We start from the raw sequence: 25482 nt of genomic DNA on the forward strand, positions 1-25482 counted from the left end.
AACGCATACGTAACAGAATATTTTAGGAAATGTTAATTTGCTAACATCCAAGGTATAGCCGCTTTATTAAATTTTAGTACCAACTTTAAAAAACAACGATTGTGGGGGAAGCTATCATGAAAAAGGAAGACCTAACTATTGCTGTCACTTTAGGTGATGCGACAGGTATTGGACCTGAATTGATTGTAAAATCTTTTCAAGACAGTTCCATTCGGGATTTAGCAACATGGGTAATCATTGGGGACAAGCGAGTACTAAAGCAAGGGGAAGAAATTGCTGGTGCAACGCTTGATGTCATTGAAATCGACCATGTTGAGCAGGCAACAACGAATAAAGGAAGTATGTACTTTATTAATCTAGCAAACTTAGATCCTAGTGAATACACACTTGGAACCTTATCACCGAACTCCGGGAAGGTTACAGGAGAAACATTAAAATATGTATTAGATTTAGCGAAATCTAAGAAAATCGATGGTGTTGTTTATGCACCACTAAATAAAGAAGCATTACATCGTGGAGGGCATCACTTCCAAGATGAACTTCATTTCTTTGCAGATTTACTAGATTGTAAAGAAGGATTCAGTGAAATCAATGTGATGAATAAGCTTTGGGTAACACGTGCTACTTCACATATCGCTTTGAAAAATGTAAGCGAAAACATCACGAAGGAGAGAATCGTTCAGCGCATTCGCTTTGCAGACGCAACGTTGAAATCAGCAGGCTATGAAAATCCAAAAATCGTTGTATCAGCTTTAAACCCACATGCTGGTGAAGGTGGAATGCTAGGCAATGAGGAGATTGACCATATCATCCCTGCCATTACAGAAATGCAAGCAGAAGGGATAAATGTTCATGGTCCTTATCCCGCGGATACATTATTCTTACGCTTAGAAAAAGACCCGTTTGATTGCTTACTAGCAATGTATCATGATCAAGCACAAACAGGGATGAAATTACTAGGATTCAACCGAGGCGTTACGATGAGTGGTGGCTTACCAATCACACTTACAACGCCAGCACACGGAACTGCTTTTGATATTGCTGGAAAAGGAACTGCAGATCCAGGTGCTACAAAAGAAGCGATTAAAATGGCTGTTCGTATGAATAGCTAATAACAACCTATTACGAAATGTGAAAAATAAGGAGGAAACAAAATGTTTAAAAAGAAATCATTCGTTGCTGGATTATTTGTTTTATTACTTTTAGTAATGACAGCGTGTTCAAATGCTGGTGGTGGAGAGGCTTCTGTAGAAGATTATCCAGAACGTGATGTGGAAGTTTATGTTGGACATGGTCCTGGTGGTGGTACGGACACCTTCGTACGAACTCTTACGAATTTAATCAGTGAAGATATTGGTGGAAACTTTAACGTTATCAACCAAGAAGGTGGATCTGGTGTTATTGCGATGCAAAATGCAATGAAGGAAAAAGCAGATGGCTACACATTAGTTGGGGATTCTGCTTATGCGGTAACGACTGCAGCTGGAACAAACAAATTTGGTCTTGATAAAGTAAAACCAATTGCACGTATTCAAAGTGATATTTATGCATTACAAGTGAAAAAAGGTTCGTTTGAAAGTATTGATGAGTTAGTGGAATATGCAAAACAAAACCCTGGTAAAGTAAATATCGGTGCTGTGGGGACAATGGGAATTGATGAAATTACTGCGCGTAGATTCATTAAAGAGTCTGGAAGTGAAATGAATTATATCCCATTAGAAGGTGCAGGTAATATGCATTCTGACTTACTAGGTGGACATATTGACGTCATCCTTGAAGAAGTTGGACCGACTGTTTCGTATATTGAAGAGGGAGAATTCGTTCCATTATTATTCTTTGCAGAAGAGCGCTTAGAAGCTTTCCCAGATGTACCGACTTCAGTTGAAAAAGGTTGGGATATCACAGATGGTGTTGAGCGTTATCTAATGATTCATGCAGATGCACCACAGGAAATTGTAGATTTACTTGAAGAATCTGCTAAGAAAGCAATGGAAACAGAAGAGTACAAAGAATATGCGAAGAATTCTTATCTAGACCTTCGTGATGGTTGGATGGGTTCTGAAGACTTCACGAAAAAGCTAGAACAAGATATCGAGAAATATAAAGAAATCATTGCTGAAATTGAATAATAACTGAAAGTGATTTGATGAGGGGGGATTTCCCCCTTCGTTATTTAGGGAGGAAATACAGAATGAAATCAAATTTGGTATTAGGAAGTATAACAATTCTGTTTTCTGTGTTTTTCTTAATAATGACGTTTCAAATTCCAGATTCTAGAACAACAACTATAATTGGATCGTCGGAATGGCCAATGCTTATCTTGATTTTTATGTTAATCATGGGTGTTCTTCAGATTATTAAAACCGTTCTAGAAAGTAAACGAAGTGTTGCTAATTTAGATGAAGGAACAGAGGAAGAAGAGGTATTACAAGAATCACAAGGAAGAGTAAATGAAAGCTTAAAAGGGAGCCATTGGTATATTTTAATAGCGATGGCAGTTTATGTAGCGTTGTTACAATTCATCGGCTTCTTATTTGCTACACCACTTTTATTCTTGTTTACGGCTTGGCTACTTGGAATGAGAAAGAAAAGCCATCTAGTTCTAACCACTGTTATTAGTACGGTAATCTTCGTTGTTATCTTTATCTATGTGCTAGGAATTCCATTCCCACGAGGAACTGGCATTTTCCAGACATTTAGTTACTGGATTTATTAAGAAAAGAGTGGAGAAAGGAGTGTAACGAATGCTTGAAGGATTGTTATTAGGAATTGAAAATATGTTTCAACCGATTCCTTTATTAATATTAATTGCTGCAACATTAATCGGATTCCTAGGTGGAGCATTGCCAGGAATCAGCGGAACAATGCTAGTTATTATCTTGTTGCCAATTTCATATGGATTAGACGCTATACCTGCCTTTATCTTACTGACAACTATTTATGCATCGTCTGTATTCTCTGGATTAATCAGTGCGGTTCTTTTCCGGACACCAGGAACGCCTGAAGCCGTTGCAACTGTATTAGATGGTTACCCAATGGCACAAAAAGGAAAAGCGGGACAAGCATTGGGAATCGGAATCTTTAGTTCAGTTACAGGGGGAACCCTCGGGGTGTTATGTTTAATGTTCCTAACGCCATTACTAGCGTCCTTTGCGCTTAGCTTCTCTTCCCCTGAATATTTTGCGTTAGCGGTATTAGGGTTAACAGTAGTAGTATCCTTGAGTGGTGGCGATTTAATTAAAGGATTTATCGGGGTTGCTTTAGGATTGTTCATTGCAACCATCGGAATGGACCCAATGACTGGGGCAGAGCGTTTTACATTTGGCTCCCTTGAGTTATTAAGCGGTATCGATCTTATTCCTGTATTGATTGGTTTGTTTGCTGTATCCGAGGTACTCCGAAAGAGTAAAGAGGACCATACGATCAAGCAACAAATGCAAAAGTTTAAAACAAAAATATTTGATAGTGCTATTTTCAAACGAATTAAAGGGACAATTCTTCGTTCTTCCATACTAGGAATTGTTATTGGGATTTTACCTGGTGTTGGTGCGACTACTGCTGCAATGGTTAGTTATAGTGAAGCAACACGTTGGTCTAAAAATCCAAAAGAATTTGGTACAGGAGTTCCAGAGGGAATCGCTGCGCCAGAATCTGCTAATAATGCTGCGGCAATGGGTGCTATGGTACCACTATTATCACTAGGTATTCCAGGTAGTGCAACAACTGCTATAATCCTAGGTGCATTTATTATGCACGGAATGCAGCCTGGTCCAATGTTAATCAAAGATTCACCTGATTTAGTGTATACAATCTTCATTTCGCTATTATTAGTAAATGTTCTAATATTAGTATTATCGAAGCCGTTTATCCGGATTTTCTCAAAAATCATGAAAGTGCCTTATAATATCCTAGGGCCATTCATCGTTATCTTCTGTATGATCGGGACATACGCGGTTCGTAACTCGATATTTGATATTTGGATGATGCTATTATTTGGACTTGTTGGCTATTATTTAGATAAAATGAAGTTCCCACTAGCAGCGGTTATCCTTGGAGTTGTCCTTGGTCCTATTGCTGAGGTGGAGTTTAGAAGAGGTCTGCAAATGTCAAATGGTGACTTCAGTATCTTCTTCACACGTCCAATTAGTGCTGTGTTAATCGGTTTAGCAATTATTGCGCTTGTGCTACCATTATGGAGCAAGTTTAGAAAAAATAGAAAAGCTGCGGCTTAATATTGTTTAACAGATTATAAACCTACCGACTGTAGAAACGTCTTCTATAGTTGGTAGGTTTTTTTAGGTTTCACGATATAATTTTTTCTTGTGCGCATGGATTTATTAATTTCAGAATTATATAATAAAAAACAAGGGGTAAATAACTGATGAAGGGTGATTCTTATAATCTCGGATACTATTATTCAATCATTTATTGAAATTTGTGGCGTGGAAAATGTACAGAATTCAACTGCAGCGAGATTAGCTTATTCGTATGATGCAACGGCTAATTTTCAAGCGTTACCAGATGTAATTATATCACCAAGAAATTCGGAAGAAGTAGTTGCAGTCGTAACAATTTGCTCCGAATACCGTATTCCCATTGTCCCGAGAGGATCTGGTACGAACTTATCGGCTGGGACGACGCCAACGAGTGGTGGAGTTGTATTGTTATTTAAACATATGAATCAAATTCTAGATTTGGATGAGGAGAATTTGACGATTACGGTGCAGCCTGGGCTCATTACGAAATCATTAATTGATTATGTAGAAGCACGCAATTTATTTTATCCTCCTGATCCTAGTTCATTGAAAATATCCACGATAGGTGGGAATTTGAGTGAGAATTCAGGTGGGCTACGTGGTCTGAAATATGGTGTCACAAAGGATTATGTTATGGGTCTTGAAGCGGTATTGCCGACTGGTGAGGTGATTAGAACTGGTGGAAAGCTTGCAAAGGATGTTGCTGGGTATGATTTAACTAGTTTATTAGTTGGATCTGAAGGAACACTCGCGATTATTACCGAGGCTACATTGCGGTTAATTCCTAAACCGAGTTATAAGGAGACCATTTTAGCTATGTTCGCTTCTATTGAGGATGCAGCTGAAACCGTCTCCGCAATACTAGCGGCTCGAATCATTCCAGCGACATTAGAGTTTATGGACCAAGGAACCGTTCAAGTAATAGAGGATTATAAACAAATTGGTTTACCTATTCATTGTGAGGCGGTGTTGCTGATTGAACAAGATGGTGCAGTTGAGGGCGTTCGGCAGGATATGGAACAGATTTATGAAATTTGCTCCCAACATGGTGCTATTGAGATTCGAAATGCTGAAACAGAACAAGAGGCGGAAGCATTACGGTCAGCAAGACGGGATGCCTTATCCGCATTAGCGAAATTACGACCGACTACAATTTTGGAGGATGCAACTGTTCCAAGATCAATGATAGCTCCAATGGTTCGCGAGATTAAACGAATTGCTATGAAATACGATGTGACCATTCAAACGTTTGGACATGCGGGTGATGGGAATTTACATCCGACCTGTTTAACCGATTTGCGTGACAAGGAGGAAATGGAACGGGTTGAGAAGGCATTTGAGGAAATTTTTCATAAGTCGATCGAATTAGGCGGTACCATTACTGGTGAGCATGGTGTTGGCGAAATGAAATCGCCTTACCTCGAATGGAAAGTTGGCGAAGCTGGAATGCTTGTAATGAAGGCTATTAAAACAGCAATTGATCCACAAAATATTATGAACCCAGGGAAGGTATTTGCGAAATCTACAAAAGAACGTTTGGTGATGCACCATGTCTAGTACACTGTTTCAGGAAAGAATTCAAAAGGGTTTTCAAGAAAATTTAGCAGAAGAAAAGCTGCTAGACTGTATGCGCTGCGGCTTCTGTCTACCGGCATGTCCGACCTATATTCATTCTAATTATGACGAAGTACAATCACCAAGAGGAAGAATTGCCTTGATGAAAGCGGTAAGGGACGGGGATATCCCGTTTGATGACTCGGTTCAAGAGTCACTAGATTTATGCTTAGGATGCAGAGCGTGTGAACCGGCATGTCCAGCTGGGGTAGAGTATGGCCATCTATTAGAACATGCACGAGACGTTATTCAACGAGAGAAGAAGGCAAGTATTAAGGAAAAAGCAATTCGAAAGGTTGCATTTGATAATTTATTCCAAGATCCTTCTAAAATGAGCAAGGCAGTTGGATTGGTACGATTTTATCAAAACTCCGGATTGCAATCGCTTACAAGAAAAATGAATATTCTTTCATTCTTTCCTGAAATTCTTAAGGAGATGGAAAAGGTATTACCACCGATTGAAAAGAAATCAACTGTAAGAGGGAAGACGTATGAACCAGAGAATGACTCAATAAAGGTAGCGTTTTTTACAGGTTGTTTAATGGAGACGATTTTTTCCAAAACAAATGATGCGACCATCAAGCTCTTACAAAAGCTGGGTTGTCAAGTGTGGGTTCCAGAGGGGCAGGTCTGCTGTGGGGCATTACATGGGCATAGTGGTGAGTTAGAAAAGGCAAGAGAAAATGCTAAAAAGAACCTGGATAGTTTTCTGGAAAAAGATGTTGATTACATTGTAAACAATGCTGGCGGCTGTGGAGCGTTCTTATCGGAATATGACAGTCTATTGAAGGATGACCCAGAGTACTTGGAGAAGGCGAAACGTTTTGCTGAAAAGACGATTGATATTACATCATTGTTGTTTAAATTAGGAATTACGAATCGTTCCTTAACAGTGAATAAGGAAGAGAGTCTTATTGTGACATACCAGGATTCCTGCCATTTACGAAATGTGAATCATGTTATCGATGAGCCAAGAGAAATCTTAAAGTCTATTAAGCATGTAGATTATATCGAGCTAAAAGGGGCGGAGCATTGTTGTGGATCAGCTGGAATTTACAATTTGATTCATAGTGAAATGTCGATGCGGATACTCGATAATCGAATGGAAAATGTAACGAAAACAGGTGCGAAAATTATTATTACCACCAATCCAGGCTGTTTGTTACAGATGAAACTAGGGATAGAGCGAGCAGGACTTACAGGGGAAATGGAAGCTATACATTTGGTGGATTTTCTTTACGAAAAAGTGTTTGACTCTATAGGATAAGGTCCTAACAGTAGCTAGCAATTAATTACTATCAAAATTGCTAGCTATTTGTTAAGATAGGAAAAGTGAAGTAATGGAGAGTCGTTACGTAGTCTTAGCTACTAATACATATTTGAAAAATATAACGAATAAACTATAGTGTCATTCTATTACAAAGGAGCTAATTTTATATGATAGGTTCGATTACTAATTTCTTTGATCGGATGGTTCGCAGGTATTTACCAGATGCATTTCTATTTGCTATTATACTAACATTTGTTGTGTTTCTTCTTGGCATCGTTTTCACGGATAATTCACCAATTCAAATGGTAGAATATTGGGGCGGTGGCTTTTGGGACCTGTTAGCCTTTGCGATGCAAATGGCGTTGATTGTTGTAACGGGGCATATTCTAGCCAATAGTCCAGTTGTAAAACGGTTTTTGACGAGGCTTAGTAAGCTAGCAAATTCACCTGGACAAGCTGTTTTATTGGTATCCTTCGTGGCAGCAGTTGCTTGTTTGATTAACTATGGGTTTGGTCTTGTTGTAGGGGCATTACTTGCGATTCATGTTGCCAAAAGAGTTCCTTCGGTTAACTACCGATTATTGATGGCCAGTGCTTATAGTGGTTTTTTAGTTTGGCATGGGGGATTATCGGGTTCCGTGCCATTAACCATTGCGACAGAAGGACATTTTTTACAGGATACAATGGGGACGATTCCAATTACCGATACATTATTTAGTGCGTATAATGTATTTATTGTCCTGTCTCTTTTAATTACTTTGCCGTTATTAAACTGGTTACTTCAAAGATCATCCAAAGATGCCGGACAAATTGATCCGGAGCTTTTAAATCTTCAGACTGCAGTCGAAGCAAAAACAGATGAGAAGCAGGAGGAAGTAACGCCAGCAGACAGGATGGAAAATAGTAGAATTATTTCGCTACTAGTTGGGATATTAGGTCTTATCTTCATCGTCTATCATTTTATCCAAAACGGATTAGATTTGAATATAAATATTGTCAACTTTATCTTCTTATTTTTAGGCATTTTGTTCCATGGTACTCCTCGTCGTTTCTTAAATAGTGTGTCAGAGGCTGTTAAGAACGCAGGAGGAATTATCATTCAATTTCCGTTTTATGCTGGTATCATGGGCATGATGGTAAGCTCTGGCTTATCGGAACAGCTTTCGTTGTGGTTTGTTGACGTATCCAATGAATTTACCTTACCATGGTTAACCTTTATTAGCGCAGGGGTTCTGAACTTCTTCATTCCATCTGGTGGTGGACAATGGGCTATCCAAGGGCCAATCATGATTCCTGCTGCAATGGGATTAGATGTTGATGTTGCAAAAACAGCGATGGCAGTTGCTTGGGGAGATGCGTGGACCAATATGATTCAGCCATTCTGGGCATTGCCTTTACTTGCGATTGCTGGACTAAAAGTAAGAGATATTATGGGATTTTGTGTCATGATCCTCTTCTGGAGCTTTATCCCGATTTCGATAGGATTTTTATTCTTCTAGGAGTAATAACATGTCCATATCACTGCAACACTTTCAAAGGAGCAATGCCACTGGCACTGCTTCTTTTTATTGTTGTAAATTGTTAACAGGGAAAATATCCCTAATCAGAAAATTATGTAATATTACCATCCAACTATGCTATAATAAGGGAAATAAGGGATTGATTTATGGTTGAAAGATAGAATTGCACCATCGTATATATCTAAAAATTACATTTTGATGATTGAATTATCGCAAAATTAATGTAAAATAGGTATTAAGCATCGTAACTATTTTCCTATATTGAATTGAAAAGGCAAACTATTCGAAAGCATAGGACGCAAAGCAAAGGGTCTACCGGCGTATAGCCCATGATAGCCTAGCTGCCAATTGGTATGGTTTTATATGTCTTGACCTTTTGGCTATTCATTCCGAAATAGCTTTTTTTCATGCCTAAATACTAGTAAGGATTTATCCGGAAAAGGCAACTAATTATTCTAAACGCCAAGAGGTGAAAACCGTGGAAATTATCAATAATCGATATCGAGTTATGGAAAATGTAGAGCAGAATAGATTAGTTTCAACTTTTTTGGCTACCGATATGCTGCGTGATCAGCTTGTACAATTAAATCTATTAAATATTGAATATGTACCGAAATCGCTAGTAGATTTTTATACCGAACGGTTTATTTCGATTAAGAATTTAGCGAGTGATCGAATTATAAGAAACTTTCACTTCGATACAATTAGTTACATCGATAACAAACTACATATGGAAGAAAACTATTATTATACATCAGAATATATCGCAGATGGGGAATCTTTTTTAGAGCAGCTTCAACAAATGTCTCCTCAGCAGATACTGGATATTTTTATAGAGTTGTGTCATGCTATTCACTATTTGCATTTAAAAGGTTTTGTATACGGGGCATTGAATTTCAATGCGATTTATTTAAGGCAGTCCTCTGAAGGATTTCAGCTAAAGCTAAAAGATTTAGCTACGGTTGAGTTGGAAAAATATAACCATTCGAGTGATAACATGGAGGATACTTATTTCAAATCGCCTACGGTTATTGCTGGGAATGAGCCAGATAGTCAATCAGACATGTATTCTTTAGGTGTAATGCTTTTGGCGATGCTTCGTAAAAAATCCTATATTATGAATCCACTTACTGAATTAAGCGAGCTAAAAAAGGAAATGAATGATGATTCGAACGGTGCTCAGGTGGTTAGAAAGCTTATTCCAGTGCTTGAAAAAGTACTTACGACAGGTGAACCGAATCCTTATGGGACGGTAGTGGATTTGGTTACGGCGTTAAGTGACCAATTGGAGCGAGAAATATCAATTGTGGAAGAGAAGGAAATAGACAAGCTGTATTTTCATACTAAGTTAATTGGGCGGGAACTAGAGACTAGTTATATACTAAAAAATGTAGAAAATATGATGAGTTATCAGCCAAGTAAACGCATCTTTTTCGTGCAGGGTGAGAACGGCATTGGAAAAACCCGTTTTCTTGAAGAAATACAATTCTTATTGGAGCTACAAAAGGTAAATGTGTACGCTAGTTTTAGCCTGCAAAATGCTGGAAGCAGTAAGAAAATGTGGGTGGATATTCTTCGTAAGCTTATTGCAGAAACAGATAGGAAAACGGTAGAAAAATATCAAACGGAATTAATGAAGTATTTCCCGGAACTCGAGCATCAAGAAGAGTTAGCATCCATCGACTATCTGGAAGAAGGGGATACAAATTATCGATTGTTGAACCGAATTGCTGGGTTTATAAATGAAAGTGTGAAGGATAAACCAGCCGTCATGCTAATTGATGATATTCATTTAGCGGATGAATTTACTATCGATACCCTGAATTATTTGGTCTCTGAAGTGATGGAGCGTCATAATTTGATGTTCATTTTGGCAGGGGAAGAACGTGAAGATAGCTCGAACAAACCATATTTAGACTATATCCAAAATCAGAAAAAACGAGACTATGCAGATACTATTCGACTAAAACAATTAGATATCGAGCAATCAGGGGAAATGATTAAACATATCCTGTCCATTTCGTATGTGCCGATGAGATTGACCGAGCGTATTTATTCCCGTTCCTATGGCAACCCGTTATTTATTAGTGAGGTCATGAAGGATCTATACAGCCGTCATATTTTGATGGTAGATCCTGATAACGGGATGTGGAGTGTTCGTTTGTCGTCAGAGGATTACAATTTGTTAGAGATTCCTGACAGTATTGAGCAAGCTTTGCTAAACCAAATACATGATTTAGAAGCGTGTACACAAGCGGTTCTAGAGACGGTGGCAATTTTTAATAAACCAATTATCGAGGAAATGATTACTGCGTTTCTTGAGCTACCAGAAGCGGATGTAGCGGAATCTGTAAACGATTTAGTAGGGAAGGGAATTCTGCAACGATTAGTGTCTGATACCGCCTATTTATATGAGTTTGCGAATAAAGTGTTGAAGCAAATGGTCTATGATGCGATAAGTCCAGAAGAGAAAATCTCCAAACATAGACAAGCTGCGAGCATACTTGAATCAATGGAGGAATCGAGCCTTGATGAGCTCATTCTACATTATGAGCGTTCACATAACTGGGAAAAGAGTAAGCAGTCCTATCTGGAAAACGCTAAACAAATGCATGTGAAACGGAATAAGAAGGATGAGATTTATAATCTGGAAAAAGCATTAGCATTTATGGAAGCTGATATTGAAAAGGCGAATCTACTAATTTCTATCGGCGACCTGTATGCCGAAATTAATGAAACCGAGCGTGCATTAACGGTATTAGCGGAAGCAGAGAGGCTTGCTTTAGACCTGAATCATGCCGAAACGATATTGGATGTGTATCTTTATATTGCAAATGTATATATTAACCAATATCAGCTGGAGAAAACAAAGGAATACATGGAGAAAGCAGAGCATGCCTTTAGGTTTTATGAAGGGAAGGCATATCGCTTAGAATATAAACGACTGCAGGCCTTTATCTTAAATGTGGAAAATCGAATTGAGGAATCTGTTAACATCTTATTAGAAATTATCGCAGAAAACGGGGATGATTTTCCGAAGATTATTGGAAATGCGTACTTATTATTAGGCTATGCCAAGGTGCAGCATAATCAAGCAACGGAAGCATTAAGCTATTATACAAAAGCATTGCGGTTATTAGAAAGCTCAGGCTATACGAAGGGATACTTAGGTGCAATTAATAATATCGGAATTATTTATCAAGGCTACCTTGGTGAGCGAGATCTCGCGATGAAGTATTTCATTCGTGCACGTGATCTAAGTGAGGCCTATGGGATTGTTCTGACAGAAATCCATGCGATAAGTAATATAGCTGGTATTTACCAAAATTCCTTTGATCTTCAAACTGCTTTTGAACATTATAATTATGCACTCATAAAAGCAGAACGGGCTAATATGACTCGTACCGTGGTTCATTTATATAATTCCCTTGCTTTTGTTAGTTTGGAAATGAATGATTATGAACATGCTTTTCATTATTATCAGCTAATCGATGAAAAAATGAAGTGTGCCCCAGATGAGGGTCTAGACGTTTTTGATTACTATAATACTAGTATGGAGCTCTATCAGAAAATTGGGTTGGCACAAGAGGCCAATCATTTTAGTGACAACATAATAGATTTCCATAAAGGCCGAGAAAATATTTATAGTTATGGAGCATCAATCTATCAACTTATCAATAGCATAACAACTGCAGATTCGGCTGAAATTAGTAATATCGTAGACGATATGCTGGAGCTAGTTGCGAAAATACCGCGTAACGAATTTAATGTGAAGGTAATGAGCATGGCTGCAGTTGCTTTAAAGGAGCGGGACGAAGGGGAGCTTGGAAAAAAACTTGTTGAGCATATGGAAGCATTTCTTACCAATGGTATCCCGAGTCATGTTCTAGCTAGTTACTTTTATGCAGTGGGAATTTTTGAAGCGGGTCATACGATTTTAAGTAGTTTGACAAAAAGTCTAGACCTTGCTAAAAGAGCGAAAAGTCCAGAGCTAACGGCAAAAGCGATGTTACGTATCGGAGATTATTTCTTTGGACAGGGACAGTACTATAATGCGGCAAATTATTATTTAGAGGGTAATGAAATCGCTAGGTCCTTAATTAATCAAGTACCAGTGGAATTCCAACTTCAGTACGTAAATCACCACAACCTAGCAAGAGGATTTATTCGTCTAAAGGAGATAAATGATCAATTAACTGGTGAACAGATTACCTTGGAGTATGCTGACGCTACCGAAGAGGTTTTATCTCAAGACATGCTGAAGGAATTACTGTTAAGTAATGAGATTGAATTTTTAATGCAGAATCAGCAATTCATGCAGTTTATTCGCCAACAGCATATGGACAAGTTATCAGCAAGTGTGCGACAAACGAAGGATGTATTGAAGAATTTAAGTGCTGATACAGCGAAAAATTTGGAAATGATTATTCGCTATTTGGCAGGAACTACGCTTGCAACAAGAGCCGTGATAATTACTGAAAACCAACGTCAGGAATTATCAGTGTTAGCTTCTACGGATGGGAGCTTGGCGTTACCAGACAATGTATTTCCATTCAGTCGAGTTCGAGCTACCATGGAGCCTGTTATCTTGTCAGGCTGGCAGCGTAAAGTCAACTTAGATTCCACTATTTTGTCTAGTGATTTAAGTGGTGCTATGTACATGCCGATTATTCAACAGGTTAGTCCAGATGACCAACAAAATTTGATGGGATTTTTATATTTAGAAACAGATAAGCTCGTCAATAACTTTCACGATAACGGACTAGCAGCTTGCTTGGAAATGACCGGATTTTTAGCGCTATTATTGGAAAAACACCAATTAAAGTTATCGGCATCACTGGATAAATTGACTGGTGCACTGACTCGTAAATATTTAGACGATGCCTTACATGATGCAGTGGAGCTATCTCGTAAAAATGGGGAGCAGTTTAGTATTATTATGTTTGACCTTGATCGTTTTAAGCAAGTCAATGATCGCTATGGCCATCAAATCGGTGATAGTGTATTACGGAAGGTCATCGCACTTGTCATGGATAATCTAGATTCTTCTAATGCATTTGGCCGTTATGGTGGAGAGGAATTTATTATTATTCTTCCGTCTATCGATACGGATAATGCCTATGCGATTGCCGAGAACCTCCGCAAGAAAATTGAAGAACAGAAGCTATTGGGTGATAAGTTTGCTGTGACTGTTAGCCTCGGGATTGCGACTTATCCAGAAGATGGACAAACCATTAAAGAACTAGTTGAGAAAGCAGACCAGGCATTGTATGTCGCCAAAGAGAGTGGTAGAAACAATTGCCAAATATGGAACCAAAGCTTCTTAATCAAATCAAAGCCAGTTAACAAACTAACTGGAATTCTTACTGGGGATGAAATAAGGGATCAACGGAATGTGTTAGCGATGGTTGAACTGATTCAACTAACCAATAAACGAATGCCATTGCGTGAGAAGCTATATTATTTCCTAGGTAGAATGATAGAAATTACCGAAGCACAGATTGGCTATGTCATGTTACTGGAGGATGGAAACATCACCCAAACCTATGGTAGGAAATCACAAGTATCCGATTGGATAGATCATGTGGTCGTCAATCAAAGCATTATTGATTCTGTCTTGGCAGAAGAACGAGGCGAGTACATGATTAATTGGGATGATATTGAACGCACGAATAAAGTAAACGGTCTACCCGATTGGGACTCCGTATTAGCAGTACCGATAAAGGTTGAGGGTATTATACACGGCTTAATCTATTTAAAAGTTCCAGCACGAACGAAGGAATTTGGAATAGAAGATCTCAACTTAGTCAATGTATTTAGTAATTTAGCTGCCAACGTAATAGACGAGGTGCTTGTTGATTCGTAGGAAACAGTAATCGTTATAGCTGTTGTAAGCTTCTTATGCAACAGCTATAACTATAATTTTCAAATTATTTTAAAAAACCTATTGCATATTAGTTTGAAATATAATACAATTCCAAATGTAAACGATTCCATATTTTTTTATGTAAATGTGTAAACGTTTACACATTTGGCGAATGGAGGCATTGATTTTTCATGAAAGTTACGATAAAAGACATTGCAAAAGAACTAGGAATTTCCATTGCCACAGTATCAAGAGTACTAAATGATAGTGGTTATGCAAGTAAAGAAGTGAAGCAACAAGTATTGGAAACAGCCAAAAGGCTTAATTACCAACCTAATGCCGTAGCACGAAGTTTGAAAATTGATCGTACCAATACGATCGGAGTCATTGTGCCTGATATATCCAACCCTTACTTTATGACAATTTCCAAAGGGATTGAGGACTATATTGAGGAGTTTGGCTACAATCTATTATTTGTAAGCGGCAATGAGAATCCCGAAAAAGAGCGGAAGATGCTCCAAGTCTTATTGGAAAAAAGAGTCGATGCCATCGTTTTGGCAACTTCTGGAGAAAATGAAGAAACGATTCAGCAAATCAAGGATAGTGGAATTCCAATCGTGTTAATCGATAGAAGAATTAATGGCAGCTCACTTGGACTTGACATGGTTGTAGAAGATAATGTGCAAGGTGCTTATGAGTTAACAACTAGTCTGATTGAACAGGGGCACACACGAATTGGTGTCATCAATGGGTCGTTGAAAGTAAGCACTGGTGTGGAACGGTACCAAGGCTTTAAAAAAGCTATCCAAGCCCATGACATTACAGAAGACAAACAACTCGTTTTTAATGGAAGCTTCTTAAAGGAGGATGGGATTAAAGCGGTTAATTATTTTTTCCAATTAGAGAAAAAGCCCACCGCCATCTTATCTTTTAATAACACGATGGCTCTAGGAGCGATGATTCAACTGATTAAAAAAGGTTATTCCATTCCAGCGGATATTGTCTTGGCATCCTATGGTGAAGTGGAAGCAGCACAATTGCTTTCCCCGTCCAGCATTCTCATGAAAAAACAAACCCCATATGAAATGGGTGCGCAAGCGGGTGAAATCTTACGGAAACGATTGCAGGAAGACTGAGGATACCTGAAGAGCTATTTTTCAGGAATAGCTATTCTATATAGTGACAGTCAGAAAAAAAGGAGGCATAACAATGGATATTTTAGAACAAATCAAAGGGGTTATGGAGGTTGAGTATTCCTCCATCAAGGAGCTAACCAGCCATATTGGCCCGGAATTTGAAGAGGCAATTCGCCTGATTGATCAATGCACAGGAAAAGTTGTTGTAACGGGCGTTGGGAAGTCTGGACACATTGGGAAGAAAATTGCAGCAACGATGGCAAGTACCGGAACTCCGACATTCTTTATGCATAGCACCGAGGGGATTCATGGTGACTTAGGAATGGTGCAAAAGGATGATCTCGTGATCTTAATTTCCAATAGCGGGGAAACGAATGAAGTTCTAAGTCTATTACCGTCATTGACGAAAATTGGTAACAAAACAATTGCGATTACATCCAAGGAAGGATCTACATTAGCTAAATCCTGTGATGTTGCACTGACGTATCATTATGAAGCAGAGGCCGATCATTTGAAGCTAGCACCAACAACGAGCTCCACATTAACACTCGTGATTGGCGATGCACTGGCTGCGACGCTTTCGATATTAAAGGATTTTGAGAAAAAGGATTTCCATCTTTATCATCCAGGTGGAAGCTTAGGGCAGGAATTATCGAGTAAATAACAACAAAGGGTGTAGATGTTGTGGGAATTTTAGTGATTGGTAGTTTTATGATGGATTTAGTGGTGCAGACACCACGTGCCCCAGAAAATGGAGAGACCATTATCGGGACAAAGTTTGCTAGATTTCCAGGGGGAAAAGGGGCAAATCAGGCTGTGGCTGCATCGAGATTAGGTGGCGATGTTACGATGATTGGCAAGGTCGGGGCAGATGATTTTGGAAAAGAATTTATTACCACGCTCATTCAAGAGCATATTGATACAGATTATGTATTGCTGGATGATGACCATGCGACAGGAATCGGTGTTGTCACAATCGAAGCGAATGGTAATAACCGTATTATTGTCGTTCCTGGGGCAAATCTAGCTTATCGTCAGGAAGAGCTATTAGAAGTAGAGTATCTAATAAGAGAAGCTGATATTTTAGTAGTCCAATTGGAAATGAATATGTTGCTGATTGAACAAGCTGTTTCGATTGCAAATGAACATCATGTTCCTGTTATTTTGAATCCTGCTCCTGCACAAATGCTAGGGGAAGAGCTACTAAGTAATGTAACGTATTTAACACCGAATGAGACAGAAGCAGAAATTTTAACAACTATAAAAATCAACACGCGAGATGACGCTATAGCGGCAGCAAGAGTGCTTTTAGCAAAAGGGGTAAAAAATGTTATTTTGACGCTTGCTGAAGAAGGAGCATTATTAGTTAACGAATCCGGAACCTACCATGTACCAGGTTATCCAGTAACTGCAATAGATACGGTAGCAGCAGGTGATTCGTTTAATGGTGCCCTAGCAGTAGGAATTACAAGTGGGTTACCATTACAAGAAGTTATATTATTTGCGAATGCTGTAGGAGCATTAACTGTTACAAAAGAAGGCGCCATACCTTCCCTGCCTACGCGTGAGGAAGTGGAAGCATTTATGCTCCGTTTAAATAAGCATTGAAATACACATTTTGGGAGGCGATTTACCGTAAAATGTAAACGTTTACTTATTGGTGAGAGGAATTAATTAAAACTTTTAGGGGGTAAAAAAATGAGATTGACAAAGGGTTTGTATGTGATTGGTTTTGTGTTAATTATTGTACTGTTATCTGCTTGTTCGGATGACGCAGCTTCTGATAGTGATGTCGTTACATTAAAATTTATGGACTTCCATTCAGAGGGTGATCAAGAGTTTTTTGAAGGATTGGTAGAAGAATATAACGAAATGCAGGATGATGTGAAAATTGAGTACTCTACGAATGGAAATTTAACGGAGTACACGAATACACAATTACCTGTTGCCTTTGCTAATAACGAAGGTCCAGATATTTTTATGACAAGTCCTGGAGATTTTCAAAAATATGCAGATGCTGGGATTTTAGCAGATTTATCACCTTATTTTAAAGAGGGGATTAAAGAGGACTTTTTACCAGCTTCTCTAGAGGCAGTCACAGTGGATGGAAAAATTCTTGCATTACCATTTGAGTTAGAATTACTTGGGCTTTATTACAACAAAACAATGCTTGATGAAGCAAATGTTGACGTACCAAAAACTTGGGATGAATTGTTAGCAGCAGCGAAAAAGTTAACAACAGATGAGGTGGCAGGTATCGCACTTCCAACAGACAAGGGGACGTATTTGAACTTCGTTTGGTATCCATTCATGTGGCAAAATGGTGGGGAAGTATTGAGTGAGGATGGTACACAATCTACCTTCAATACACCAGAAGTAGCAGAGGCATTAGATGCGTGGGGAGCATTATTCCAAGAAGGGGCAGCACCATCTAAATTGCAAATTGATCCAACTGATATTTCAAACTTAGGCGGCGGAACAGCTGCTATGCAAATTGTTGGTACATGGGCTATTCCAATGCTGGAAAGTGTGATGTTTGGTGGTATGACGGGTGAAGAGGCAGCTCAAATTGCCCATGAGAAGATTCAAAGTGTGTTAGATAGTCAGAATTAATTTTCTTGAATAGCTAGTATGTCTCTGGGGTACAGTCTCTCTGGAGTCATACTAGCCTATCAGTTTGGTAGAGCACCTCGAAAACGCCGAGGAGGAGTTGTGTATGAAGCGAATCTGGAAAAATAGACGGAAGCGAAATGAAACTTTAACGGCATATGGATTTTTACTACCGAATTTAGTGGGACTAACGGTATTTGTGTTTTTTCCTATGATTTATGCATTCTATGTCAGTCTTCACGATTGGAATGCCTTAACACCAAAGGTTTTTATCGGATTTGATAATTATGTTGAAATGGCTTCCGATAAGCGATGGTGGGCATCTGTTGGTAGAACGTTTATATTTACGCTTATATATGTACCTGCATTATATGGCTTAGCGCTGTTTTTTGCAGTTGTGCTAAACAGTTTAAAACAGAAATACCAAAGTATCGCTCGGACTATGTTTTTACTTCCTTTTGCAATTACCTCGGTAATATCGGCGGTTATTTGGATGTTTTTATATGATCCAAGAAATGGTATTTTTAATCAGTTACTTAAAGGATTCGGGTTTGATAAACAAGAGTTTCTGGGTTCTACAGATCAAGCATTAGTCGCAATTATTGTTGTTATTCTATGGATCAATTTAGGATATAACATGATAATCTTCATGGCTTCTATTAAGGAGATTCCACGAGATTATTATGAAGCAGCAAAAATTGATGGCGCGACAGGTTTTAGAGCGTTTCGATATATAACATTTCCATTGTTACGTGGTACGAGTGCCTTTATATTGATTGTAACCATGATTGCTTCATTTACGGTGTTTGACCAAATCATGGTTATGACAAAGGGAGGACCTGCAAGTGCTACCGAAGTAAGTGTTGTTTATATTTACAAACAAGGCTTTGAATTTTTGAATATGGGTTATGCGTCTGCATTGGCAGTAGTATTATTTTTAATTATTTTTGTACTATCTCTAGCACAGCTGAGATTGTATACGAAAAAGGAATAGGGGGTCTAGTGTGATGAAATTACGGAAACCTGCTTTGACAATTTTTGTGTTCGTATGTGGGATTTTAATGATTGCTCCCATTTACTTTTTAGTCGTTGGTTCATTCAAAACACCAGATTCTGTGTTCCGTCTTGGTTTGAACTTTAGTGATTTGACCTTGGATAATCTGAAGCAAGTATTTTCCGAAACGAATATTTTTCGGGCCATCTTAAACTCACTATTTGTGTCGGTAACGGTAACCGTTGTGGCCATGCTGTTTCATGCCATGGCAGGTTATGCGTTAGCACGATTGAATTTTCCAGGGAAATCGGTTGCGTTTGGGTGGATTATTAGTACCTTAATGGTGCCGTTTTCTGTGATTATTATTCCGTTGTATATGGTAGTGCATAATCTAGGTATGTCCAATTCTTATCTAGGATTGATTATTCCAATGATATTTAATGCTTATGGAATATTTCTGTTCCGCCAGTTTTATTTAGAGTTTCCGAAAGAATTAGAGGAAGCGGCCTATGTAGAGGGGCTTTCCATTGCCGGAACTTTTTTTCGATTAGTTCTTCCACTTTCTAAACCCATCATTATTCCATTAACCATTGGTTTTTTCACTGCCAATTGGAACAATTATTTATGGCCAATGATTATTAACCAACGTGAAGAATTAAATGTGGTTCAAGTAGCTCTAGCAAATGTAGTTGGTGGAGGCTATGAAACGGATTGGAGTGTCGTGTTAGCTGCAGCTTTAGTGTCAGCAATTCCAACATTTATTCTGTTCTTTATCGTACAGAGACACTTAATTGAAGGTGTGAAAACAACAGGTATTAAGTAAGGTAAAAACAAGAAGAGGAGCGAATACACATGACGAATTTTGGAACATCTTTACGAGACTTATATCGGGTAAGAGATGCGAAACGAAAACGAGCTTCTAGTTACGATACGACTGGTGGAAATCGTGATTTCTTGCGTTTTTTACCTGGTGAAAGAAAGGACATTTGTGATTTGAAAGGTCCTGGTTGCATCACGCATATATGGATGACAATGGCACCATTAGATGATTCGATTGAGGAATATTTACATCGGAAAGTAATTCTCCGGATGTATTGGGATGGGGAGGAGCAGCCAAGTGTTGAAGCACCAATTGGTGACTTTTTCGGCATGGGGCATGGCATTACGAAGAATTATTCCTCTGCACCTTTGCAAATGAGTCCTGAGGATGGTCGGGCATTGAATTGCTTTTTCCCGATGCCATTTGGAAGTCAGGCTAGAATCGAAATTGAAAGCGAAGCAAATGATCCGATTAAGTTTTATTTTTATGTGGATTACGAGGCGTATGATAAAGAGATAGATAGCCCACTTCGTTTCCATGCGATCTGGAAGCGGGAAATTACCGATGGCATTGAAGACAATATCTCGAATGCAATGTTTGAATTTGGTGGCAAGAATACGACTGGCGATGGGAATTACGTTCTACTGGATGCAAAAGGAAAAGGACATTATGTTGGCTGTAATTTAAATATCCACAATTTGCGCTTTACCCAGGAATGGAACTGGTATGGTGAGGGTGATGACATGATCTTCATTGATGGAGAGCCTTGGCCGCCATCCTTACATGGTACTGGGATGGAGGATTATTTTAATACGGCATGGTGCCCACAACAAGAGATTTGTACCCCGTATCATGGCATTATTTTAGGAGGCGGTCCGAACTGGTCGGGAAGAATTTCAACCTATCGTTATCATATTCAGGATCCGGTTATGTTTGAGGAATCGATTAAGGTGACAATTGAGCATGGTCATAATAACCATCGAAGTGATGATTATGCAAGTACAGCTTATTGGTACCAAACCGAGCCACATCAAGCATTCCATCCGATGTTATCAGTAGAAAAACGTTTGCCGCTGCCAGATGTCCTGCCATTTAACCAAGAGGATATGAAGAAGAATTTTGATTATTGATTGGGATATTAGTGAGGATCGGGGAACATCAGTAGATATTTTAGGGTATCAGCAGGAATCACGAAACATCAGCAGATATTTTAGGATATCAGCAGAAATAGGGAAACATCAGCAGATATTCTAGGATATCAGCAGAAATAGGGAAACATCAGCAGATATTCTAGGGTATCAGCAGAAATCACGGAACATCAGCAGATATTCTAGGATATCAGCAGGAATCACGAAACATCAGCAGATATTCTAGGGTATCAGCAGAAATCACGGAACATCAGCAGATATTCCAGGATATCAGCAGAAATAGGGAAACATCAGCAGATATTCCAGGATATCAGCAGGAATCACGAAACATCAGCAGATATTCTAAATTATCAGTAGCGTTTACGATAACAATCTTTCTTTACTAGCAATGGCGGTTTATCTGCTGTTGCTATTTTTCTGAAAATATAGGAGAATGAGGGTGAGGGCAGGATCCATGCCTGCTGTGCCATTATAAGTCGTGGAGGGATTATATGCTAGTTAAAAACGATTATGTGAATAAAAAAGATGTGGTATTTGTACGCGAGACTGATAGTTTAGAAGCTGTTGTGAAGAAGTTAGATGACTCAGGTTACCGCTGTATTCCAGTACTTGATGAAACTGGGGAAAAGTATGTCGGCAATATTTATAAGGTTGATTTATTAGAGTATGAAATCAATCATTCATTGGTAGGTCCGTTATCCAAGCTAATCACAGACAGGGAAGGGTATATTAAGGAAGATGACCCATTTTTTAAGGTTTTCTCGTCGATAAAACAATTACCGTTTTTAGCAGTAGTAAACGACTCCATGGAGTTCTTAGGAATTTTAACAAATGGCAATGTGCTACAAGTGTTGGAAAATGCTTGGGGTGTCCACAATGGAAGCTACTCGTTTACAATTGGGACGATTGAGTATGCTGGGGCACTACAGAAAATGTTGAAAGTCGTGAACAAACACTGTAACGTACAAAGTGTTATTTCCTTAAATAATAATTCTAACTATGTAAGAAGAGTATGTATTGTGCTACCAAAAGAGGTCGATGAACCGTTAGCAGATCAAATAAAAATAGACTTAGAAAAGAATAACTTTACTGTAACTGATGTTGAGAAGTTAAATTAAAGATTTAAAAAAATCTGCTGGATTATTACTCCAGCAGATTTTTGTTAGCAAGCAAATCACATACCGGACTCGTTAATTTCCAGTGAGTTCTTTATACAAAAAGTAATCAAAATCGGCATGTAAGCTGGCTCCGGAGGTATCTTGGCAATGCATACCTACGAAAGCACCAGTAAAAAATCCGCCGCCATTAATATAGTCATCTGAAAGCTTGTAAGCTTCAAACTGGATGGGAAGCGTTGACCAATTCGCACCATCGAAGGAATAGGAATACTCGTAATAATTTGTTTGTACCACGGCACGTAGGTAGACGTATTTCACATGTTCTGGTACTGGAATTTCATTGCCATTAAGTGGTTGATTAAAGGCAAAGTTGTCACAACTTATCAGATCTAGTATGCGACCTTTTTCTTCATTCCAAGTGATACCAAAGGATGTCCAATTTTGGGTGTTATAGTAATTTACTAGACTAGCAGTTTGTTGGAATGACTCAGGATTGAATGCAACCTTTGTTTCTGCGGTAAAATTAAAATGCTGCCAACGTCTTGCTATGAATGCCTGTGTAAACTTTGATGTGAGTGATTCCTTGCCATAAAGTCGTAAATGCCCAGGGTTATCGGTTAAGGACAGAATGGTATCATCTAAAGGAATACGTAGGCTTTGAAAATGTAAATTTAATGTATCCGTATTAAACTCATCCTTCTCAGGATAATCTTTTTCCCATTGAACTTCCTCAATTGCTGGGCCCTCTATGCTAGTAGATGGCTGGTTTCCTCCGACAACATATGGCCAATCATGCTTCCATTCTAGTCTTTGGATTGCGGTTTCCCGACCAAGTGGACAGTATCCTCTTGGATCCAGTATTGGTTGTCCCGTACGAGGTAGGGGGCGTCCCGTTAAGTGTACTAAGAACCATTCATTGGTGTGTGTCTGAACCATGGAAGCGTGACCTGCTTTTTGTAAAGGGTTCCTAGGGTATGGAAATGACGTAATTAATGGATTGTCTGGATGTACTTCATAAGGCCCCCATAAATTCTTAGAACGAGCGATTGTTGCTTGATGGTCATACTTTGTTCCACCTTCAGCTGTTAGAAGGTAATAATAGCCATTAATCTTATAGAGGTGTGGAGCTTCCGTTAGTTTAATATCTGTTCCTTTAAAGATAATCGCTGATTTTCCAATGAGTTTTTGTTGTTCTGCACTATATTCTTGAAGGACGATGCCATAGAAATTATGATTACCAACCCGATGGTCCCAACACATGTTTACGAAATACTTTTTACCGTCATCATCATGGAATAATGAGGGGTCAAACCCAGAACTATTAATATGAATCGGTTCTGACCATTCACCATCAATTGAATCAGCAGTTACCAGGTAATTATGGCAATCCTTCCATTGTCCCTCGGTAACTTTAACATCTGTGTAAATCAGCCAAAACACTTCCCGTCGCTATAGGAAAGAGCTGGAGCCCAGATGCCGCCAGAGTCGGGATTGCCAAGCATGTTCAGTTGACTTAATCGATTTAACGGTCGTGAAACAAGCTGCCAGTTTTTAAGATCCTTAGAATGATAGATTCCTACTCCAGGAAACCACTCAAAGGTGGATACCGCAATGAAATAATCCTCATCAACACGGCAAATACAAGGATCTGGATTAAATCCAGTCAAAATGGGATTTTGAATTGTTGTCATTCTTCATTCTCCTTTTACTGTTTTTTGTATGCGCTTTCTTTGGTGGTATATATAGAACGAATTCATGTATAGTGAATTCGTTCTAAGAACATAAAAATAATAATTCCTACTTAAATCGTGAGTAAGAAATTTTCAACTGAGAATGCTGCAATTCCTAACGCGCTTGAATGGGTGGATAGTTGAGAGAAATTAATCTCTAAATCATTTTGTTGGAACCAAAGCGTCTTTCTCTGGATGCGATCCTGTAACGGTTCTGTCAGCCAGTCCTGTGCATATGCCATTCGATTCCCGATGATTACTTGCTCAGGGTTAAATGCATGAATGATATTATTAATTCCAACCCCTAAGTAATCACCAATTTGTCTAAATAGGCCAATTGCTTCTGAATCTCCTTCTTCAGCATGGGAAATTAAGCTCTCTAATGTGGGTTCTTGTGTATGAAATAATGATGGGTTAATTTCTTTTGAATTTCTTATTAGAGCTTGCTCGGATGCATAAAGTTCCCAACACCCGTCATTTCCACATCTACATTTTGTTCCGCCAACATCAATGGTCATATGGCCTAGCTCTCCAGAGAATCCATTATTTCCTTTGTACAATTCACCGTTTAAGATAAGGCCAACCCCAATACCTATGCCCACGCTTACATAAACAATTTGGTTATAATCTCTTCCTACACCAAATTTCTTTTCCCCATAGGCACCAGCGTTCGCTTCGTTTTCTATGATTACAGGTAAATCATAGCGTTCTTCTAAAATAGATTTTAAATCTACATTTTTCCAGCCTAGGTTTGGTGCAAGTAAGATTTCACCACTTTTGTTTACCGTGCCGGGAACGCCAACACCGATCCCAATGATGCCATACGGGCTAGGTGGGGCATCATCTATCAAAAAATCAATAATGGCATATAATTGTTCTTCGATCTCCTCATAGGTTAAATCTGAGAATTTAACACGTTTTTCTAAACAAATATTTCCATCTAAATCAGTGAGTACGCCTAGTAAATAATTGACACCTAAATCAATACCGATAGAATGTCCAGCTACTTGGTTAAACAGTAGCATTACCGGTCTTCTACCACCACTTGATTCTCCTGGACCAGATTCATATAAAAGTTGCTCCTCTAAAAGGTCGCTGACAAGTGAAGAAACAGTACCTTTGTTTAATCCAGTTTTACTTGCTATTGCAGCGCGAGAAATGGGGGAGCATGCTCGAATTGTTTCTAATACTAATGATTTATTTTCTTTTTTTACGACATGTTGATTCCAAGTTTTGTTTTTTATCATTTATCTTAATCACTCTCTACTGGTTTTTTATATGCAAAGTATACCATTATATAAAACAATAATAAACTTTGTTTATCCACTAGACAAACAAAATGTTGTTTGTTATTCTATACATGAGCTCACAAAAGTGTTAATTATTAAAAAATTAGGGGG

Annotated in this window: 17 protein-coding genes, 1 pseudogene and 1 riboswitch; of the genes and pseudogenes, 16 read left to right on the forward strand and 2 right to left on the reverse strand. The window is 38.6% G+C overall.

From position 1 onward, the window contains the following. Positions 1–116: 116 nt before the first annotated feature. The 16 genes from pdxA to cbpA all read left to right on the forward strand — a co-directional run bounded on the left by pdxA (position 117) and on the right by cbpA (position 22352). Positions 117–1112, forward strand: a complete 996-nt coding sequence (gene pdxA / locus JF53_RS16825; RefSeq protein ID WP_047982714.1) for a 4-hydroxythreonine-4-phosphate dehydrogenase PdxA — start codon at positions 117–119, stop codon at positions 1110–1112. A 42-nt stretch (positions 1113–1154) separates the two neighbouring features. Next, the gene (locus JF53_RS16830; protein ID WP_047982715.1) at positions 1155–2129 is read left to right on the forward strand and encodes a Bug family tripartite tricarboxylate transporter substrate binding protein; all 975 of its coding nucleotides are present in this window, start codon (positions 1155–1157) and stop codon (positions 2127–2129) included. Between the two features lie 62 nt (positions 2130–2191). Continuing rightward, positions 2192–2716: a tripartite tricarboxylate transporter TctB family protein gene (locus tag JF53_RS16835; RefSeq protein WP_053072057.1), complete on the forward strand. Its 525-nt coding sequence runs from the start codon at positions 2192–2194 to the stop codon at positions 2714–2716. Between the two features lie 28 nt (positions 2717–2744). Next, positions 2745–4232, forward strand: coding sequence for a tripartite tricarboxylate transporter permease (locus JF53_RS16840; RefSeq protein WP_047982716.1), 1488 nt, complete (start codon positions 2745–2747; stop codon positions 4230–4232). 165 nt (positions 4233–4397) lie between these two features. Then, complete coding sequence (locus JF53_RS16845; protein WP_047982772.1) at positions 4398–5813, forward strand: FAD-linked oxidase C-terminal domain-containing protein; 1416 nt, start codon at positions 4398–4400, stop codon at positions 5811–5813. Beyond that, the gene (locus JF53_RS16850; RefSeq protein ID WP_047982717.1) at positions 5806–7137 is read left to right on the forward strand and encodes a (Fe-S)-binding protein; all 1332 of its coding nucleotides are present in this window, start codon (positions 5806–5808) and stop codon (positions 7135–7137) included. Before JF53_RS16845 ends, JF53_RS16850 begins: the two co-directional genes overlap by 8 nt. Positions 7138–7307: 170 nt before the next feature. Beyond that, positions 7308–8639 (forward strand): short-chain fatty acid transporter, encoded by a 1332-nt coding sequence (locus tag JF53_RS16855; RefSeq protein ID WP_201777921.1) that lies wholly within the window; start codon positions 7308–7310, stop codon positions 8637–8639. A 284-nt stretch (positions 8640–8923) separates the two neighbouring features. After that, positions 8924–9009: riboswitch (cyclic di-GMP riboswitch) on the forward strand. 129 nt (positions 9010–9138) lie between these two features. After that, complete coding sequence (locus JF53_RS16860; RefSeq protein ID WP_047982718.1) at positions 9139–14526, forward strand: diguanylate cyclase; 5388 nt, start codon at positions 9139–9141, stop codon at positions 14524–14526. Between the two features lie 191 nt (positions 14527–14717). Further along, positions 14718–15662 carry a LacI family DNA-binding transcriptional regulator gene (locus JF53_RS16865; RefSeq protein WP_047982719.1) on the forward strand — a complete coding sequence of 315 codons (945 nt, stop codon included), beginning with the start codon at positions 14718–14720 and terminating at the stop codon, positions 15660–15662. 73 nt (positions 15663–15735) lie between these two features. Next, a complete protein-coding gene (locus tag JF53_RS16870) occupies positions 15736–16326 on the forward strand; it encodes a KpsF/GutQ family sugar-phosphate isomerase (RefSeq protein WP_047982720.1) in 591 nt (196 codons plus the stop codon). 20 nt (positions 16327–16346) lie between these two features. Beyond that, complete coding sequence (rbsK, locus tag JF53_RS16875) at positions 16347–17270, forward strand: ribokinase (protein ID WP_083443675.1); 924 nt, start codon at positions 16347–16349, stop codon at positions 17268–17270. Positions 17271–17360: 90 nt separating this feature from the next. Beyond that, on the forward strand, positions 17361–18275 hold the full coding sequence (locus JF53_RS16880) for an ABC transporter substrate-binding protein (protein WP_053072059.1): 915 nt from the start codon (positions 17361–17363) through the stop codon (positions 18273–18275). A 103-nt stretch (positions 18276–18378) separates the two neighbouring features. Further along, positions 18379–19266: a carbohydrate ABC transporter permease gene (locus JF53_RS16885; RefSeq protein ID WP_047982721.1), complete on the forward strand. Its 888-nt coding sequence runs from the start codon at positions 18379–18381 to the stop codon at positions 19264–19266. A 13-nt stretch (positions 19267–19279) separates the two neighbouring features. Next, a complete protein-coding gene (locus JF53_RS16890) occupies positions 19280–20089 on the forward strand; it encodes a carbohydrate ABC transporter permease (RefSeq protein ID WP_047982722.1) in 810 nt (269 codons plus the stop codon). Positions 20090–20118: 29 nt separating this feature from the next. Next, positions 20119–21216, forward strand: coding sequence for a glycoside hydrolase family 172 protein (locus tag JF53_RS16895; protein WP_047982723.1), 1098 nt, complete (start codon positions 20119–20121; stop codon positions 21214–21216). A 509-nt stretch (positions 21217–21725) separates the two neighbouring features. Further along, entirely contained in the window at positions 21726–22352 is a 627-nt protein-coding gene (gene cbpA / locus JF53_RS16900) for a cyclic di-AMP binding protein CbpA (protein ID WP_047982724.1), read from the forward strand. A 72-nt stretch (positions 22353–22424) separates the two neighbouring features. On the opposite strand, the pseudogene JF53_RS16905 reads toward cbpA, so the two are convergent. Both JF53_RS16905 and JF53_RS16910 read right to left on the reverse strand, forming a co-directional pair. After that, positions 22425–24043 (reverse strand): annotated as a pseudogene (locus JF53_RS16905) (glycoside hydrolase family 43 protein). Between the two features lie 110 nt (positions 24044–24153). Continuing rightward, on the reverse strand, positions 24154–25329 hold the full coding sequence (locus JF53_RS16910; RefSeq protein ID WP_047982725.1) for an ROK family protein: 1176 nt from the start codon (positions 25327–25329) through the stop codon (positions 24154–24156). Positions 25330–25482 lie beyond the last annotated feature (153 nt).

The organism is Ornithinibacillus contaminans (genome assembly GCF_001038425.2).
GTDB lineage: Bacteria > Bacillota > Bacilli > Bacillales > Amphibacillaceae > Ornithinibacillus > Ornithinibacillus contaminans.

Bases quoted from the DNA above. Each gene is read 5' to 3' on its own strand.
- pdxA (WP_047982714.1), top strand. From the start codon at position 117: ATGAAAAAGGAAGACCTAACTATTGCTGTCACTTTAGGTGATGCGACA.
- JF53_RS16830 (WP_047982715.1), top strand. From the start codon at position 1,155: ATGTTTAAAAAGAAATCATTCGTTGCTGGATTATTTGTTTTATTACTT.
- JF53_RS16835 (WP_053072057.1), top strand. From the start codon at position 2,192: ATGAAATCAAATTTGGTATTAGGAAGTATAACAATTCTGTTTTCTGTG.
- JF53_RS16840 (WP_047982716.1), top strand. From the start codon at position 2,745: ATGCTTGAAGGATTGTTATTAGGAATTGAAAATATGTTTCAACCGATT.
- JF53_RS16850 (WP_047982717.1), top strand. From the start codon at position 5,806: ATGTCTAGTACACTGTTTCAGGAAAGAATTCAAAAGGGTTTTCAAGAA.
- JF53_RS16855 (WP_201777921.1), top strand. From the start codon at position 7,308: ATGATAGGTTCGATTACTAATTTCTTTGATCGGATGGTTCGCAGGTAT.
- JF53_RS16865 (WP_047982719.1), top strand. From the start codon at position 14,718: ATGAAAGTTACGATAAAAGACATTGCAAAAGAACTAGGAATTTCCATT.
- JF53_RS16870 (WP_047982720.1), top strand. From the start codon at position 15,736: ATGGATATTTTAGAACAAATCAAAGGGGTTATGGAGGTTGAGTATTCC.
- JF53_RS16880 (WP_053072059.1), top strand. From the start codon at position 17,361: ATGAGATTGACAAAGGGTTTGTATGTGATTGGTTTTGTGTTAATTATT.
- JF53_RS16885 (WP_047982721.1), top strand. From the start codon at position 18,379: ATGAAGCGAATCTGGAAAAATAGACGGAAGCGAAATGAAACTTTAACG.
- JF53_RS16890 (WP_047982722.1), top strand. From the start codon at position 19,280: ATGAAATTACGGAAACCTGCTTTGACAATTTTTGTGTTCGTATGTGGG.
- JF53_RS16895 (WP_047982723.1), top strand. From the start codon at position 20,119: ATGACGAATTTTGGAACATCTTTACGAGACTTATATCGGGTAAGAGAT.
- cbpA (WP_047982724.1), top strand. From the start codon at position 21,726: ATGCTAGTTAAAAACGATTATGTGAATAAAAAAGATGTGGTATTTGTA.
- JF53_RS16910 (WP_047982725.1), bottom strand. From the start codon at position 25,329: ATGATAAAAAACAAAACTTGGAATCAACATGTCGTAAAAAAAGAAAAT.